The organism is Cognatiluteimonas profundi, assembly GCF_009792795.1.
In the GTDB taxonomy this organism is placed as follows: domain Bacteria; phylum Pseudomonadota; class Gammaproteobacteria; order Xanthomonadales; family Xanthomonadaceae; genus Cognatiluteimonas; species Cognatiluteimonas profundi.
Genome location: NZ_VKHQ01000001.1, coordinates 113799 through 128638 on the forward strand (window position 1 = coordinate 113799; position 14840 = coordinate 128638).

12 protein-coding genes and 5 tRNA genes are annotated in these 14840 nt (G+C 66.3%); 3 read left to right on the forward strand and 14 right to left on the reverse strand.

Annotated features, from left to right (window positions below):
* Positions 1-29: 29 nt before the first annotated feature.
* The 3 genes from dnaQ to GST15_RS00615 are packed head-to-tail and all read right to left on the reverse strand — an operon-like array spanning position 30 to position 1845.
* Positions 30-737, reverse strand: a complete 708-nt coding sequence (dnaQ, locus tag GST15_RS00605) for a DNA polymerase III subunit epsilon (RefSeq protein WP_159015312.1) — start codon at positions 735-737, stop codon at positions 30-32.
* Positions 737-1198, reverse strand: coding sequence for a ribonuclease HI (rnhA, locus tag GST15_RS00610; RefSeq protein WP_159015353.1), 462 nt, complete (start codon positions 1196-1198; stop codon positions 737-739). The genes dnaQ and rnhA overlap by 1 nt, the downstream gene beginning before the upstream one ends.
* Positions 1199-1230: 32 nt before the next feature.
* Positions 1231-1845, reverse strand: coding sequence for a class I SAM-dependent methyltransferase (locus GST15_RS00615; RefSeq protein ID WP_159015313.1), 615 nt, complete (start codon positions 1843-1845; stop codon positions 1231-1233).
* Between the two features lie 93 nt (positions 1846-1938).
* On the opposite strand from GST15_RS00615, the gene gloB reads away from it, so the two are divergent.
* From gloB to GST15_RS00630, 3 genes are read left to right on the forward strand one after another with little or no spacing between them, the layout of a single operon-like run.
* Positions 1939-2703 (forward strand): hydroxyacylglutathione hydrolase, encoded by a 765-nt coding sequence (gene gloB / locus GST15_RS00620; protein WP_159015314.1) that lies wholly within the window; start codon positions 1939-1941, stop codon positions 2701-2703.
* On the forward strand, positions 2700-3851 hold the full coding sequence (locus GST15_RS00625; RefSeq protein WP_159015315.1) for a LysM peptidoglycan-binding domain-containing protein: 1152 nt from the start codon (positions 2700-2702) through the stop codon (positions 3849-3851). The genes gloB and GST15_RS00625 overlap by 4 nt, the downstream gene beginning before the upstream one ends.
* A gap of 59 nt (positions 3852-3910) precedes the next feature.
* Positions 3911-4705: an enoyl-ACP reductase FabI gene (locus tag GST15_RS00630; protein WP_159015316.1), complete on the forward strand. Its 795-nt coding sequence runs from the start codon at positions 3911-3913 to the stop codon at positions 4703-4705.
* A gap of 73 nt (positions 4706-4778) precedes the next feature.
* On the opposite strand, the gene GST15_RS00635 is transcribed toward GST15_RS00630, so the two are convergent.
* From GST15_RS00635 to GST15_RS00685, 11 genes are all read right to left on the reverse strand, one after another.
* A complete protein-coding gene (locus GST15_RS00635; RefSeq protein ID WP_159015317.1) occupies positions 4779-6758 on the reverse strand; it encodes a SurA N-terminal domain-containing protein in 1980 nt (659 codons plus the stop codon).
* A gap of 116 nt (positions 6759-6874) precedes the next feature.
* Positions 6875-6951: transfer RNA gene (locus GST15_RS00640), tRNA-Asp, on the reverse strand.
* Positions 6952-6987: 36 nt separating this feature from the next.
* A tRNA-Val gene (locus tag GST15_RS00645) sits at positions 6988-7062 on the reverse strand.
* A 45-nt stretch (positions 7063-7107) separates the two neighbouring features.
* Positions 7108-7380: an HU family DNA-binding protein gene (locus tag GST15_RS00650; protein WP_159015318.1), complete on the reverse strand. Its 273-nt coding sequence runs from the start codon at positions 7378-7380 to the stop codon at positions 7108-7110.
* Between the two features lie 205 nt (positions 7381-7585).
* Positions 7586-10012, reverse strand: coding sequence for an endopeptidase La (gene lon, locus GST15_RS00655; protein ID WP_159015319.1), 2427 nt, complete (start codon positions 10010-10012; stop codon positions 7586-7588).
* Between the two features lie 276 nt (positions 10013-10288).
* Entirely contained in the window at positions 10289-11572 is a 1284-nt protein-coding gene (gene clpX / locus GST15_RS00660) for an ATP-dependent Clp protease ATP-binding subunit ClpX (protein ID WP_159015320.1), read from the reverse strand.
* Positions 11573-11699: 127 nt separating this feature from the next.
* Positions 11700-12326, reverse strand: a complete 627-nt coding sequence (gene clpP / locus GST15_RS00665) for an ATP-dependent Clp endopeptidase proteolytic subunit ClpP (RefSeq protein ID WP_159015321.1) — start codon at positions 12324-12326, stop codon at positions 11700-11702.
* 35 nt (positions 12327-12361) lie between these two features.
* Positions 12362-13666, reverse strand: a complete 1305-nt coding sequence (tig, locus tag GST15_RS00670) for a trigger factor (RefSeq protein WP_159015322.1) — start codon at positions 13664-13666, stop codon at positions 12362-12364.
* A gap of 507 nt (positions 13667-14173) precedes the next feature.
* Positions 14174-14258, reverse strand: a tRNA-Leu gene (locus GST15_RS00675).
* Between the two features lie 133 nt (positions 14259-14391).
* A tRNA-Lys gene (locus GST15_RS00680) sits at positions 14392-14467 on the reverse strand.
* Positions 14468-14501: 34 nt separating this feature from the next.
* A tRNA-His gene (locus tag GST15_RS00685) sits at positions 14502-14578 on the reverse strand.
* Between the last annotated feature and the right edge of the window lie 262 nt (positions 14579-14840).

A 14840-nucleotide genomic window follows, 5' to 3' on the forward strand; every position in this document is an offset into this window, starting at 1 on the left:
CGCGATACCGGGATACGGTGCGGCGCCGCTCAGGCGCCGATGAGATCCCAGATGCAGACCGCCGCCTTGCCGCGCAGCGACTGCAGTCGCGCCTCGTGGGCGGCGGCTTCCTCGCCGCTGATATCGATCCGCGGCCGCCTGGCGTGCACGAGGTCGGCGTTGATCGCCACGCTCAACTGCACGCCCTCGTTGGCGGCGCTGGCGAATCCCAGCTCGCTCTGTCCCGAGGTCAGCGCCAGGTAGGCTTCGGTCAGCAGCTGCGCATCGAGCAATGCGCCGTGCAATTGCCGGTGCGAGCAATCCACGCCCAGCCGCCGGCACAGCGCGTCCAGCGAATTGCGCTGGCCGGGATAGCGCTGCCGCGCCAGGGCCAGCGAATCCTCCACCCGGCAACGCAGGTGCAGGCGCCCGTAGTGCGGGCCCAGGCGGGACAGTTCGTGGTCCAGGAAGCCGACGTCGAATGCCGCGTTGTGGATCACCAGTTCGGCGCCGTCGATGAAGTCGAGGAACTCATCGACGATATCCGCGAACTTCGGCTTGTCGGCGAGGAACTCCCATGACAGGCCGGTGACTTCCTGGGCGCCGGGTTCGAACTCGCGCTCGGGATTGAGGTAACGCTGGAACGTGCGCCCGGTTGGACGGCGCTCGATCAGTTCGACGCAGCCGATCTCGACCACGCGATTGCCGCGCTCCCAGGACAATCCGGTGGTTTCGGTGTCCAGCACGATCTGTCGCATCAGGCGTCGGTTCCCAGGCTGCTGGCAAGCTTGTATTGGATGGCGGCATCACGCGCCAACTGGTCGACGCGCTCGTTGTCGGGGTCGCCGTTGTGACCCTTGACCCAGCGCCACTCGATCTTGTGCCGATGCACCGCCGCGTACAGGCGTTCCCACAGGTCGCGATTCTTGACCGGGGCGCCGCCGGCCGTGCGCCAGTTGCGGCGGACCCAGTTGGGCAGCCACTCGGTGATGCCCTGCCGCACGTACTGCGAGTCCGTCTGCAGGATGATGTCGCAGGCCTCGCTGAGTGTCTCCAGCGCCACGATCGCCGCCATCAACTCCATCCGGTTGTTGGTCGTGTGCGCTTCGCCGCCGGTGAGTTCGCGCTCCTTGCCGCGGTAGCGCAACAGCGCGGCCCAGCCGCCCGGCCCCGGATTGCCCAGGCAGGCGCCGTCGGTATGCACCTCGACGCTCTTCATCGTCTGGCTGGTCATTGTCTGGCTGGCGGCGGTCATGCGGCCGATACACCGTCGCCCAGGCGCAAGGGCACCTGGGCGCGCAATGGCGTCAGCGGGATCGTGCGTTTCTCGGCACGCAACCGGTAGGCGGCGCGAAGGCCGAGCCCGTGCTGGCGGGCTTCGATGGGATCCTCGCGCCAGCGCGGACCCATTCCCTCGGACACCGGATCCGGATCCAGCCCCGCCTGTCGCAACCGCCAGCGCCACGGCATGGGCTCCGACGCGCCGAGACCACTGCCGCTCCAGCGCCACCGGTAGGGCGACAGCGGGTTCAGCGCGTACAGCCAGCAGCGGCCGCCGGGGATCAGCACGCGGGCACATTCCTCGATGAGCGGATAGCCGGCGCGTCCGGTCGGGGCGACATGCTGCAGGACGATCGTCGCCACCGATTCGTTGGGCAAGGGCAGCGGCAGCGCGCAGCGCACCGACCCGTTCCAGCCGTCACCGTGGGCGTGAAGGTGCACGCCATGCCCGTCGACGTCGAGGGCCTGCGCGACCGGCGACAGCCACAGCCAAGGGTGTCCGCGACGCTCACCCAGGGCACTGCGGACGCTGCCCGATTCGCTGTCCAGCAGGGCCCGTCCGGGGGGCGAATCGAACCATGTCAAGCGGTTACGTGCGGACCCGGCGACTTGACCGGCTGGATGAAGGGGGGGCATGGTCGACATTCTAGCGGCCCGGTCCGGGCCCGGAGCGACGCAATGCACCTGCAGCCGCTGCCCGCCTTGACCGACAACTACATCTGGACGCTGGCCAGTGGCGAGGCCGATACGGTCGTCGTCGACCCAGGCGATGCCTCCCCTGTGCTGCAAGCGGCCGACAGCGGCCTGCGGCCAGCGGCCGTGCTGCTGACCCACCACCATCCGGACCATATCGGCGGCGCTGCCGCGCTGTTGCGCCGCTGGCCGGGCCTGCCCGTCTTCGCCCCGCACGACACCAGGATCGACCTGCCCTGCCATCGGGTGTCGGAGGGCGACACGGTGGAGGTCACCGGCTGGCGCTTCACGGTGATGGAGGTTCCCGGTCATACGCTCAGCCACATCGCCTATTTCGGCCATGAGGTGGTGTTCAGCGGCGATACGCTGTTCAGCCTGGGCTGCGGGCGCCTGTTCGAGGGCTCACCCGCCCAGATGCTGGCCTCGCTGGACCGGTTGGCCGCGCTGCCGCCCGCCACCCGCGTCTGCTGCGGCCACGAATACACGGTGGCCAACGCCGCTTTCGCCCGGACGGTCGAGCCCGGGAATCCGGTGCTGGCCGAACGGGCCGAGGCTGCCCAGGCCCTGCGACGCGCGGGCCGGCCGACCCTTCCCAGCCTGATGGGCGACGAACTGGCCGCAAACCCATTCCTGCGCGTCGATATCCCGGACGTTCGTGCCGCGATTACCAGCCGACTGGGTCGCGAGCCCGACGACCGCGCCGAGACGTTCGCCGAGCTGAGGCGCTGGAAGGACGGGTTTGTCGCATGAACGCGTCTTGCCGCCGCCTCCTGCCCGTCGTCGTGTTGTTGCTGGCTGCCAAGCCTGCCTGGTCGCAACAGCCCACTCCCGCCGCCACCCGCAGCGGCGGTGACATCTACGCGCAGTTCCGCGCGGGGCTGGCCGATCCCCATTGCGATCATGGCGGCAGCTCCCGCTGGCGTGGCCATTTCGCCGCCGCACCCGCCCGCCTCGCTGCGCCGAGCAGTGACGTGATGCCGCTGTTCGGTTATGTCGTCGATGCGGTCCGCGCCGCTGGCTTGCCCACCGAATACGCGCTGATCCCGTTCGTGGAAAGCGGATACAAGCCCGGCGCACGCAGCGCCGGCGGGCCGGCCGGGCTGTGGCAGATGATTGCCGTCACCGCGCGCGACCACGCCGTTCCGATCCGCGCCGGATACGACGGCCGGCTCTCGCCGGTGGACTCGACGCGGGCAGCGGTGCGTTACCTCAAGACCCTGCACGGCATGTTCGCCGGCGACTGGCGACTGGCCGTGATGGCCTACAACGCAGGCGAATACCGGGTTTTCAGTGCGCTGCGGCAAAGTGGCCAGGTCGCGCGCAGCGCCGACCCCGAAAAACTCACCAGCCTCTCCGGCATCACCCGTGCATACGTGCGCAAGCTGCATGCGCTGTCCTGCCTGTTCGACCAGGCCGATGACGACAATGCGTGGTTGCAGGCACTGGATCGGCCGGTACCCATCCTCAGGGCCATCGCCGTTCCGCCCGGCACCACCAGCCTGCGCGCCTGGTCCGCCGTCAACGGATGGGACTCGGCCCAGATGCAGCGCCTCAACCCGGCCTTTGCCGACGGGCGCATCGCCTCGGCAGGCCATCCAGACATCCTCGCCCCCGCAGCAAGCACGTCGCCTGCCATGGGGGCTCCTGCCGGGCGCGACGGCGACGCAGGCTCCGCAGCTGCGCCCGACGCGGACAAGGCCACCCCGGTCGCGGCGATGGCAACTGCCGACAGTCCCGCGCGGCGCACGCATCGCGTCAGTCGTGGCGATTCGCTGCAGCGCATCGCGAAGCGCTACAAGGTCCGGCTGGGCGACCTGCTGCTGCTCAACGGCCTCGCCAGCCGCAGCGTGCTGCGTCCAGGCATGGTGCTGAAACTCGACGCCGCGCCCGGCGAGTAGCCCGCGACCGCCGCGGCGGGCACACTAGCGGCCTCGTTTCCCGGCACAACGGATACCCCATGGGATTTTTGCAAGGCAAGCGCGCGTTGATCACCGGTGTCGCCAGCCAGCGCTCCATCGCCAACGGCATCGCCGAGGCCATGCGTCGCGAAGGCGCGGAACTGGCCTTCACCTACCAGACCGAAAAGCTCCGCTCGCGCGTCGAAGACGCCGCCAGCGAGTACGGATCGGACATCGTCCTGCCGCTGGACGTCGCCGACGACGCCCAGATCGAGGCGTGCTTCTCCGAACTCGGCAAGCGATGGGACGGCCTGGATATCCTGGTCCACTCGATCGGGTTCGCGCCACGCGAGGCGATCGAAGGCGCCTACCTGGATGGATTGACCCGCGAGAATTTCCGGATTGCCCACGACATTTCCGCATATTCGCTCTCGGCACTGGCCAAGGCGGCACGCCCGATGATGGCCGGGCGCAACGGCAGCATCCTGACGCTGAGCTACCTGGGCGCGGAGCGCGCGCTGGCCAACTACAACGTGATGGGCGTGGCCAAGGCCGCGCTGGAAGCCAGCGTGCGTTACCTGGCGCTCAACCTCGGCCCGGAAGGCACGCGCGTCAACGCGATCTCCGCAGGGCCGATCAAGACGCTGGCCGCGGCCGGCATCGCGAACTTCCGCAAGATGCTGGGCCACTTCGAGGAATACGCGCCGCTGCACCGCAGCGTCACCATCGAGGACGTCGGCAATGTCGCCGCGTTCCTGTGTTCGGACCTGGCCGCCGGAATCACCGGCGAGGTCACCCATGTCGATGCGGGTTACAACATCCTCGGCATGACCGGGATCGGCGAGACGCACTGACCGTCGACCAGGATGCAGCCCAACAAAAAGCCCGGCAATCGCCGGGCTTTTTGTTGATGCGCTCGCCGCCGGCTCAGAGGCGATCCTCGGCGATCGTCACCACCGTGCGCTTGCGGAGCGCCTTGACCAGGCCTTCGACATCATCGGCGCCGGCCATCTCGGAGAGCTGCTGCTGGAGCGACGCCTTCTGGTCCGCGGAGGCTTCGGCCGGATCGCCGGGAATGACCTTGCTCACGGCAAAGACCACGGCGCGACCGTCTGCCAGGATCGTCTTGCCGGGCGAGACCTTGCCCGGTGCCGGCGGCGGCACGTTGAAGATCGCATCGGCCGTCAGCTTGTCCGGAACGGGCGCGCCCCTCGGTACGGCGGGGACATCGCTGGCCGCCAGGTGTTGCGCGGCGGCCAGTTCCTTCAACGGCATCCCGGCACGGACCTGTGCCACCAGCTTGTCGGCGATGGCTGCCTGCGCCTTGGCCGCACGGTCGCCGCGGATCGAGGCGATGACACGCTGGCTGACCTGCGCCAGCGGCAGCTGGTGCGCCTGGGTGTGCTGCGCCACGCGGATCAGCACGCTGTGGTTGGGCCCCAGTTCGATGGGATCGCTGACGGTGCCGTCCTCGATCATCGATTCGGAAAACGCGACACGCTGCAGGGCGAGGTTCGCCGCGATGCCCGTGCCCTGGCCACGCGCGAACGGCCCGATCGTCTGCACCGGCAGGTTGGCCAGGCGCGCGGCCGGCACCAGGGTGGTCGGGTTCTTGTTGATCTGGTCGACCAGCTTGCCAGTGAGGTCATTGAAGACCCGGTCGCGGTCCGCATCGGCCTGTTCGCGCGCCAGCTGCTCGCGCACCTGCTCGAAGGGCACCTGCTTGCCCGCCTTGATCTCGCGCAGCTGGATGACGTGCCAGCCGAATTCGGTCTTCACCGGCCCCCGGATCTCGCCGGCCTGCATGGCGTACAAGGCATCCTCGAAGGGCTTGACCATCACGTCCTTCGCCACCCAGCCCAGGTCGCCGCCTGCGGCTTTTGATCCGGTGTCATCGGAATTGGCGCGCGCCAGTGCGGCGAAATCCGCACCCGGCTGCCGTGCCTGCTGGGCCAATGCCGCCGCCTTTGCCTCGGCCGCCTTCTGCTCGGCGGCGCTTGCCTTCGGATCGACCTTGATCAGGATGTGGGACGCCAGGCGCTGCTCCGGTTCACTGAAACGCGACTTTTCCTGCACATAGCGCTGGCGCAGCGCGTCGTCGTCAGCGGCGGCGGTGGCTGCAGGCAATGTCGCCCCGTTGATCTCCACATACTCCAGCGACACCGTTTCCGGCACGCGGTAGTCGGCGGCATGGCTGTCGTACCACTTCTGGATATCCACTGCGCTGACCGGACCGGCATCGGGCGGTGGCGGTGGCAGCATGGCGAAGCTCACGTCGCGCTTCTCGCCGAGCAGCCTGAGAAGGCGCTGCAACTCCGAGGGGGTGACGAATGCGGTCTCGGCGACTGCCGCCGGGATCATCGATTGCTGCAGGCTGTCGCGCACTTCCTGCTCGAATTGCCGCGGCGTGCGCGACGGCGCCTGCGAGGTCAGTGCGAGCTGGTAGCGCTGCGGATTGAACTTGCCATCGACCTGGAAGGCCGGGATCTTTTCGATCTCGCGGCGCACCTGCGCGTCGCCGACCGCAACGCCGGCCCGCGCCGCCGTCATCGCCAGCACGCGCTGGTCGACCAGCGTGTCGAGCACCTTGCGCTTGTTACCGATGCTTTCGAACTCGCGCGGATCGAACTGCTCGCCCTGCTGCTGCCGTTGTTGCTGGCGTGATCGCTCGAACGCCGCGCGGAAATCCTCGGCGCTGATCTCGTCGCGCTGCCAGAGCATGGTCAACGGCCACATCGCCGGGGCCGACGGCCACCAGGTCGGCGGCGCCTCGATCTTGGCGGCGAACGTGTCGTTGCGCTGGAACAGGTACTGCTCCATCCCGAAGAAGGCGAATGGGACCACCAGCAGGCCGAGAATGGCGGTGGCGATCCAGCCGGATGTCTTGTCGCGGAGAGACTGCAGCATCGGGAAAGGGACTTGCGTTGGGCGAAGCCGCGCAGTTTAGCGCGCTTCAAGCCGCTGTCGCGCCGGGCGGCGGCCCAAAAAAGAAGGACGCCACCTGGGCGTCCTTCGGTACATCGTGGCGGAGTGGACGGGACTCGAACCCGCGACCTCCGGCGTGACAGGCCAGCATTCTAACCGACTGAACTACCACTCCGCATTTTCGAACCTGTCCCTGCCGACACAGCGTGCTTGGTGGGTGCTGAGGGTTTCGAACCCCCGACCCTCTCCGTGTAAAGGAGACGCTCTACCGCTGAGCTAAGCACCCTGTGAAGGCTTTTCCGGCGACATCAAGCCGCCGCCGGTGAGCCAATTAGTTTACGGCATCCTTCAGGGCCTTGCCAGCCTTGAACGTCGGATTCTTCGACGCAGCGATGTTGATCGCATCGCCGGTACGCGGGTTGCGGCCGGTGCGGGCGCCACGGTCGCGCACGGTGAACGTGCCGAAGCCAACGAGGGTGACGGTGTCGCCCTTCTTCAGCGCCTTGGTGATCGCCCCGACCATCGCATCGACAGCGCGCGCTGCCTCGAGCTTGGACAGTTCGGCGGCATCAGCGACGGCATCGACGAATTCGGCTTTGTTCATTACTGGACTCCCTGAGTGGAGCGTTGCTCCACTGGTGTGATTCGATAGGTTCGAGGATCGGGTCGATGTGCTGCGGTGAACGCAGATTGTCCCCGGTCGAGTGGCCGCGATGCACGATCATGCGCATCGCGGTTGCTCGTTATACCAGCCGCATTTTGACCACGCAACACGGAAACCAAGCTATGACGCGGGTTTCAGCCCGCGATCAGTGCTTGACATCCAACGCGATGGCCGCGGCTGCCTCGCCTTCGCGGGATTGTTCGGGCACCGTCGCGGCAGCCGGCGGGCGTGGCGAGACCGGACGCTCCAGGGCCAGGTCGAGCACCTCATCGATCCAGCGCACCGGAACCAGCTTCATCTGCTGGGAGACCGACTTGGGGATGTCGACCAGGTCCTTGCGGTTTTCTTCCGGGATGATGACCGTGCGGATGCCACCGCGCATCGCCGCAAGCAGCTTTTCCTTGAGTCCGCCGATCGGCAGCACCCGGCCGCGCAAGGTGATCTCGCCCGTCATGGCCACGTCGGCGCGGACGGGAATGCGGGTCAGGGTCGACACCAGCGCGGTCGCCATGGCGATGCCCGCACTCGGGCCGTCCTTCGGCGTCGCACCCTCCGGGACGTGCAGGTGGACGTCCTGCTTGGCCAGGAAGTCCAGGTCGATGCCAAGGCGTTCGGTCCGTGCGCGCACCACCGACAGCGCAGCCGACGCGGACTCCTTCATGACATCGCCGAGCTGGCCGGTCAGGATCAGCTGACCCTTGCCCGGCACCAGCGTGGATTCGATCTGCAGCAGGTCGCCACCGACTTCGGTCCATGCAAGTCCAGTGACCAGGCCGATCTCGTTTTCCGCTTCCGCGCGACCGAAGTCGAAGCGCTGCACGCCCAGGTACTTGTCGAGGTTCTTGGCGGTGACGTTGACCACCTTCGCCGCCTTGGCCTTCGGTCCGGCCAGCGCGATTTCCTTCACCACCTTGCGGCAGATCCGTGCGATCTCGCGTTCGAGGTTGCGCACGCCGGATTCGCGCGTGTAGTAACGCACGATGCTCTGCACCGCCGATTCCGCGACCTTCAATTCGCCGGGCTTGAGTCCGTTGGCCTTGAGCTGCTTGGGCAGCAGGTAACGCATCGCGATGTTGATCTTTTCATCCTCCGTGTAGCCGGGGATGCGGATCACTTCCATGCGGTCGAGCAGCGGGCCGGGGATGTTGAGCGAATTCGACGTCGCCACGAACATCACCTCGGACAGGTCCAGATCGACCTCCAGGTAATGGTCGTTGAACGTGGAGTTCTGCTCGGGGTCCAGTACTTCGAGCAGCGCCGACGAGGGATCGCCGCGGAAGTCCATCGACATCTTGTCGATCTCGTCGAGCATGAACAGCGGATTCTTCGCGCCGGCCTTGTTGAGGTTCTGCACGATGCGCCCGGGCATGGAGCCGACGTAGGTGCGGCGGTGGCCGCGGATTTCCGCCTCGTCGCGCACGCCGCCAAGCGACAGTCGCACGAACTTGCGATTGGTGGCCTTGGCGATGGACTGGCCCAGCGATGTCTTGCCCACGCCAGGCGGCCCGACCAGGCACAGGATCGCGCCCTTCATCTTCTGCACGCGCGTCTGCACCGCGAGGTATTCGAGGATGCGTTCCTTGACGCGCTCCAGGCCGTAATGATCGGCGTCCAGCACGTCCTGGGCGGCCTTGAGGTCCTTGCGGATCTTGGTGCGCTTCTTCCACGGCACGCCGAGCAGCCAGTCCAGGTAGTTGCGGACCACGGCCGCCTCGGCGGACATCGGCGACATCTGCTTGAGCTTGTTGAGTTCGTTCTTCGCCTTCGCCTCGACCGGCTTGGGCATGCCGGCCTCGGCGATCCTGCGCGCCAGCTCGTCCACGTCGCTCGGCGATTCGTCGATGTCGCCCAGTTCCTTCTGGATCGCCTTCATCTGCTCGTTGAGGTAGTACTCGCGCTGGCTTTTTTCCATCTGCGACTTCACCCGGCCACGGATGCGCTTTTCCATCTGCTGCACATCGATCTCGCCATCGACGAAGCCGACCAGCAACTCCAGACGCTCGCCGGTATCGATGCTGTCCAGCAGGCGCTGCTTGTCCGCCAGGCGCACCCCGAGGTGCGCGGCAATCGTGTCGGCCAGCCGGCTCGGGTCATCGATGCCCGCCAGCGTCTGCAACAGTTCCGGGGGGAGCTTGCGGTTGGTCTTGACGTACTGCTCGAACAACGTCATCAGCGATCGCGCGGTCGCCTCGATCTCACGCGCCTCGCGCGCCTGCGTCGAGGGCACGACCACGGCATGGCCACTCAAGGTGCCGCCGCGCTCGGACACCTTGTCCACGCGCACGCGCTCCATTCCTTCGACCAGCACCTTGATCGTGCCGTCGGGGAGCTTGAGCAGTTGCAGCACGTTGGCGAGCGTGCCGATCTCGTAGAGGTCGGCCGCGACCGGATCGTCGGTCTCGGCGGATTTCTGCGCCACCAGCAGGATGCGCTTGTCCGATTCCATCGCCAGTTCCAGCGCGCGCACGGACTTGTCGCGTCCCACGAACAGCGGGATGACCATGTGGGGAAACACCACCACGTCGCGCAGTGGCAGCACCGGCAGGACGAGGGCTTCGGGATGGTCTGTCATGGGATCTCCGTTGCTGGCTGGCGTTCCGGGGCTGCGCGCAGATCGCGTCCGGCGGGCGTTTGCGCCCCACGCGATCCGGGTGACTGCACATTACCCTTGTGGGGGTAAAAACTGTGCATGAGCCCCGAGTCAGTGTGATGGGGGTGGCGTGAAGAGCATACAAGCCGCGCGTCGCCCTTCACGGGGCGACGTTGGCTGGTTGATGCGATATGTGACCGCAGCCGAGCTCAGCCTGGGCGGTCGTTGCCGTTCATCTGGCGGCAGGGGGCCGCAGGGCTATTCGCCGCTGGCGGCCTTGGGCACCACGGGCGTCTGGTAGATCAGGTACGGCTCGGATTTATGTTCGATCACCGATTCGTCCACCACGACCTTGCTGACGTTTTCCAGTGAAGGCAGGTCGTACATCGTGTCGAGCAGGACCGACTCGACGATGGTGCGCAATCCGCGTGCACCGGTCTTGCGCTTGAGCGCCTTGCGGGCGATCGCGGCAAGCGCATCCTGGCGGAATTCCAGCTCGACGCCTTCCATCTCGAACAGCTTCTTGAACTGCTTGCTGATGGCGTTCTTGGGCTCGGTCAGGATCCGTACCAGCGCCGCCTCGTCGAGCTCCTCGAGCGTGGCGACCACCGGAAGTCGACCGACGAATTCCGGGATCAGGCCGAACTTGATCAGGTCTTCCGGCTCGACATCGGCCAGGACCTTGCCGATCTCGGTCTTGCGCTCGGAACTCTTGAGCTTGGCGCCAAAGCCAATCCCGCTGGCGTCGGTGCTGCGCTGCTGGATGATCTTGTCGAGGCCCGAGAACGCACCGCCGACGATGAAGAGGATGTTGCGCGTATCCACCTGCAGGAATTCCTGCTGCGGATGCTTGCGCCCACCCTGCGGCGGCACGCTGGCGATGGTGCCCTCGATCAGCTTCAGCAGCGCCTGCTGCACACCTTCGCCGGAGACATCGCGGGTGATCGACGGGTTCTCGCTCTTGCGCGAGATCTTGTCGATCTCATCGATGTAGACGATGCCCTGCTGCGCTTTCTCGACGTCGTAGTCGCACTTCTGCAGCAGCTTCTGGATGATGTTCTCGACGTCCTCGCCGACGTAGCCGGCTTCGGTGAGCGTCGTCGCATCGGCCATCGTGAACGGGACATTGAGCAGCCGCGCCAGCGTTTCGGCCAGGAGCGTCTTGCCCGAGCCGGTCGGGCCGACGAGCAGGATGTTCGATTTCGCAAGCTCGACGTCGTCGTTCTTCTGGCGACTCTCGATGCGCTTGTAATGGTTGTAGACGGCGACGGCGAGCGTGCGCTTGGCGCGACGCTGGCCGATCACGTACTGGTCGAGCACGTCGAGGATTTCGCGCGGCTTGGGCAGCGAGCTGCGCGCCGACTGCGCCTTCTCCTCGAGCTCCTCGCGGATGATGTCGTTGCACAGCTCGACGCATTCATCGCAGATGAACACGCTCGGGCCCGCAATCAGCTTGCGGACCTCATGCTGGCTTTTCCCGCAGAACGAGCAGTAGAGGATCTTGTTGCTGTCGGCGGTTCGGCCTGTACGGTCTTCGGTCATTCCCCGTTACCTGTTGCAGCCGCGATTGCGGCCCGAGAATAGCACAGGGGCCCGGATTGCTCCGGGACCCGCAGGGCTGGGTGGAAAGGGTATGGAATCAGGCGCTTCTGGCGAGCTTGGATGGCGGTCAACCCGGCCGGATCGACTCTTCCGGACGACGCTCCAGGACCTCGTCGACCAGGCCGTAGTCGCGCGCGCCCTCAGCGCTCTTGAAGTTGTCGCGCTCGGTGTCGCGGGCGATCGTGTCGAGTGACTGCCCGGTGTGCTTGGACAGGATCTCGTTCAGGCGCTGGCGCATCGACAGGATCTCGCGCGCATGGATGTCGATGTCGGTCGCCTGGCCCTGGAATCCGCCGAGGGGCTGGTGGATCATCACCCGCGAATTGGGCAGCGCATAGCGCTTGCTCTTGGCGCCGGACGCCAGCAGCAGGGCGCCCATGCTGGCCGCCTGGCCAACGCAGATGGTGCTCACGTCCGGCTTGATGAACTGCATGGTGTCGTAGATCGCCATGCCGGCGGTAACGATGCCGCCCGGCGAATTGATATAGAGGCTGATGTCCTTTTCGGGATTCTCGGCCTCCAGGAACAGCATCTGCGCCACGATCACGTTGGCGACGTGGTCGTCGATCCCGCCGACCAGGAAGATCACGCGCTCCTTGAGCAGGCGCGAATAGATGTCGTACGCGCGCTCGCCGCGGCTGGTCTGTTCGACCACCATCGGCACCAGGTTGAGTGCTTTGATCTCGTTGCTCATGGCGTTCTCGGGGCTCGTGTCGGTTGAAGCGGCGATCAAGCCGGCTGGCCGATCGCCTCCTGGAAGGATAGTGCCTGCTCGGTGTGCCGGGCGCGCTCGGCGATCCAGTCGATCACCTGCTCCTCCATCACCCGCGATTGCAGTCCAGACATCAACTGGGGATCGTTGCGGTACAACTCAATGACCTGACGCGGCTCTTCGTACGTCGATGCGATCAGGCGCAGGGTTTCGTTGACCCGCTTGGGGTCCAGCATCAGCTCGTTGCGACGGGCGACCTCGCCGACGAGCATGCCGACCAGCACGCGCTTGCGTGCGGCGTCCATGAACATCTCATGGGCGTCGGCCGGCATTTCGCCGACGTTGCCCTGGCGCCGGGCCTGCTCGAACGCCTGCTGGGCCATCTGCCGGGCTTCGTTCTCCACGACCCGCGGCGGCAGTTCCACCTGCGCGTAGGCCGCGATCAGCTGCTCGCCGACCTCGCGACGCAGCCTGCCCATCAGGGCACCCTTGAGCTCACGCTCCAGGTTGCTGCGGATCTCGGCCCTGAACTGCTCCGTTTCGCCGCTCTTGACGCCGAAGCTGCGGATGAAGGCCTCGTCGACCTCGGGCATCACCGGCTCGGAAACCTGTTCGGCCTTCAGGTGGACCTGGACCGTGCGGCCGGCCAGCTGCGGCACCCGCCATTCGGCCGGAAACGCCACCTCGATCGACTTCTCGTCGCCGGCCTTCATCCCAGCCAGCGCGGATTCGATTTCGGCCAGCATGCTGCCGGCGCCGATGACGGCAACGCCTTTTTCGGTGCCTTCGGCCGGAATCCGCTCGTCACCGGCCTGCGACCAGGTTTCCAGGTCGACGGCATCGCCCTGCTGGGCGACGCGCGTGACGGCGGTCCAGCTGCGGCGCTGCATGCGCAGGTTGTCGATCATGCGATCGATGTCGGCGTCGTTGATCTCGGCGGTATGGCGGACGATTTCGAGCTTCTCGATGTCGATGTCGCCAAACTCGGGCATCACCTCGAAGGTCGCCACGTAGGCCATCTCGCCCTCGCCCGCCTCGGACGGCTGGATCTGCGGGTTTCCCGCCAGGCGCAGCGCGTTGTCGCGGATGGCGCTGTCGAATCCCTCGCGCAGCAGCCCATCCAGCACTTCGGCGCGAACCTGCTGGCCGTAGCGCTGCTCGACGACCTTCGTCGGCACCTTTCCGGGGCGGAATCCCTTGATGCGCGCCGTGCGGGCGATTTCGCGGAGACGCCCGCCCACCTGGCTCTCAATGGCCTCCGCCGGGAGGCGCAGGGTCATTCGACGCTCGAGGTTGCCAATGGATTCGACCTGGACTTGCATACCCACTCCTGCCACCACAGCCTGGCTGCGGCACTGTTGAAATTTGTCGGGCGCGGCACTGCCCGACGGGCAATGCGGAGCGAACGGCGGAACGCGATAGTTTGGCTGATCGGGCGCCCCGCCGCCAGCGACGGGAGTGCCGGGGGTGACGCGAACCCGCCGCAGGGCGATTCGGATGACTCGGCGCGGCGGGAATCGGGGGTCAGTCGTTGGTGGGGTTTACCGCTCGTATCCGGGTGCCCCAGCGCGCGACGGCGCGGCGGGATTGGGGCCAGTTTCGCTGGCGGGTGTTACCGCTCGTGTCCGGGTGCCCCAGCGCGCGGCGGAGCGGCGGGATTGGGGCCGGTTTCGCGGGCGGGTGTTACCGCTCGTATCTGAGTGCCCCAGCGCGCGACGGCGCGGCGGGATTGGGGCCAGTTTCGCTGGCGGGTGTTACCGCTCGTGTCCGGGTGCCCCAGCGCGCGACGGCGCGGCGGGCTTTTTTTGTTGCCGTTTTCCCGTTCCGCGTGGTGCGAAAGGCGGGACTCGAACCCGCACGCCTTGCGGCACTGGCACCTAAAGCCAGGGCGTCTACCAATTCCGCCACTTTCGCGCGAGCCGGATTCTACGGCAGCGGCGTCGAGCCGTCCGTCGCGCGCGGCCGCATCCGACGACTGGACAGCACGCGGGGTTCGCCACAAAAGAAAAAGGCACCGGGACGTGGATCCAGGTGCCTGTTTCGGGATTGGTGGGCCGTCAAGGATTCGAACCTTGGACCTATTGATTAAGAGTCAACTGCTCTACCAACTGAGCTAACGGCCCGAAACACGTGAAAATTATAGCAAAACTCAACAAATGGGGTGGAAGACGGGATTTGAACCCGCGACCCCCGGAATCACAATCCGGTGCTCTAACCAACTGAGCTACATCCACCACTGGAACTTTCGACAGCTAAGGGCCCTGCAACCCGCCACGCATGTTACCCGCGACTTGGCGCGCCCGGCAGGAGTCGAACCTGCAACCACCGGCTTAGAAGGCAGGCCTACTCAGCTGCAGATTCAATGGGTTGGCTCCTCCAAATTTCAGGAGAGACCACCGTGGAAGGCGCGCCACCACTAGAGCGGTCGACTATTTTTAAGGAGCTGACCCTCAGTTGCAAGCATAACCTTCTCAAGAGGTAGAGCAGCTGATTAAG

Excerpts from the sequence above, each read along its gene's own strand:
- dnaQ (WP_159015312.1), bottom strand. The coding sequence starts at position 737 with ATGCGACAGATCGTGCTGGACACCGAAACCACCGGATTGTCCTGGGAG.
- rnhA (WP_159015353.1), bottom strand. The coding sequence starts at position 1,198 with ATGAAGAGCGTCGAGGTGCATACCGACGGCGCCTGCCTGGGCAATCCG.
- gloB (WP_159015314.1), top strand. The coding sequence starts at position 1,939 with ATGCACCTGCAGCCGCTGCCCGCCTTGACCGACAACTACATCTGGACG.
- GST15_RS00625 (WP_159015315.1), top strand. The coding sequence starts at position 2,700 with ATGAACGCGTCTTGCCGCCGCCTCCTGCCCGTCGTCGTGTTGTTGCTG.
- GST15_RS00630 (WP_159015316.1), top strand. The coding sequence starts at position 3,911 with ATGGGATTTTTGCAAGGCAAGCGCGCGTTGATCACCGGTGTCGCCAGC.
- GST15_RS00635 (WP_159015317.1), bottom strand. The coding sequence starts at position 6,758 with ATGCTGCAGTCTCTCCGCGACAAGACATCCGGCTGGATCGCCACCGCC.
- GST15_RS00650 (WP_159015318.1), bottom strand. The coding sequence starts at position 7,380 with ATGAACAAAGCCGAATTCGTCGATGCCGTCGCTGATGCCGCCGAACTG.
- lon (WP_159015319.1), bottom strand. The coding sequence starts at position 10,012 with ATGACAGACCATCCCGAAGCCCTCGTCCTGCCGGTGCTGCCACTGCGC.
- clpX (WP_159015320.1), bottom strand. The coding sequence starts at position 11,572 with ATGACCGAAGACCGTACAGGCCGAACCGCCGACAGCAACAAGATCCTC.
- clpP (WP_159015321.1), bottom strand. The coding sequence starts at position 12,326 with ATGAGCAACGAGATCAAAGCACTCAACCTGGTGCCGATGGTGGTCGAA.
- tig (WP_159015322.1), bottom strand. The coding sequence starts at position 13,666 with ATGCAAGTCCAGGTCGAATCCATTGGCAACCTCGAGCGTCGAATGACC.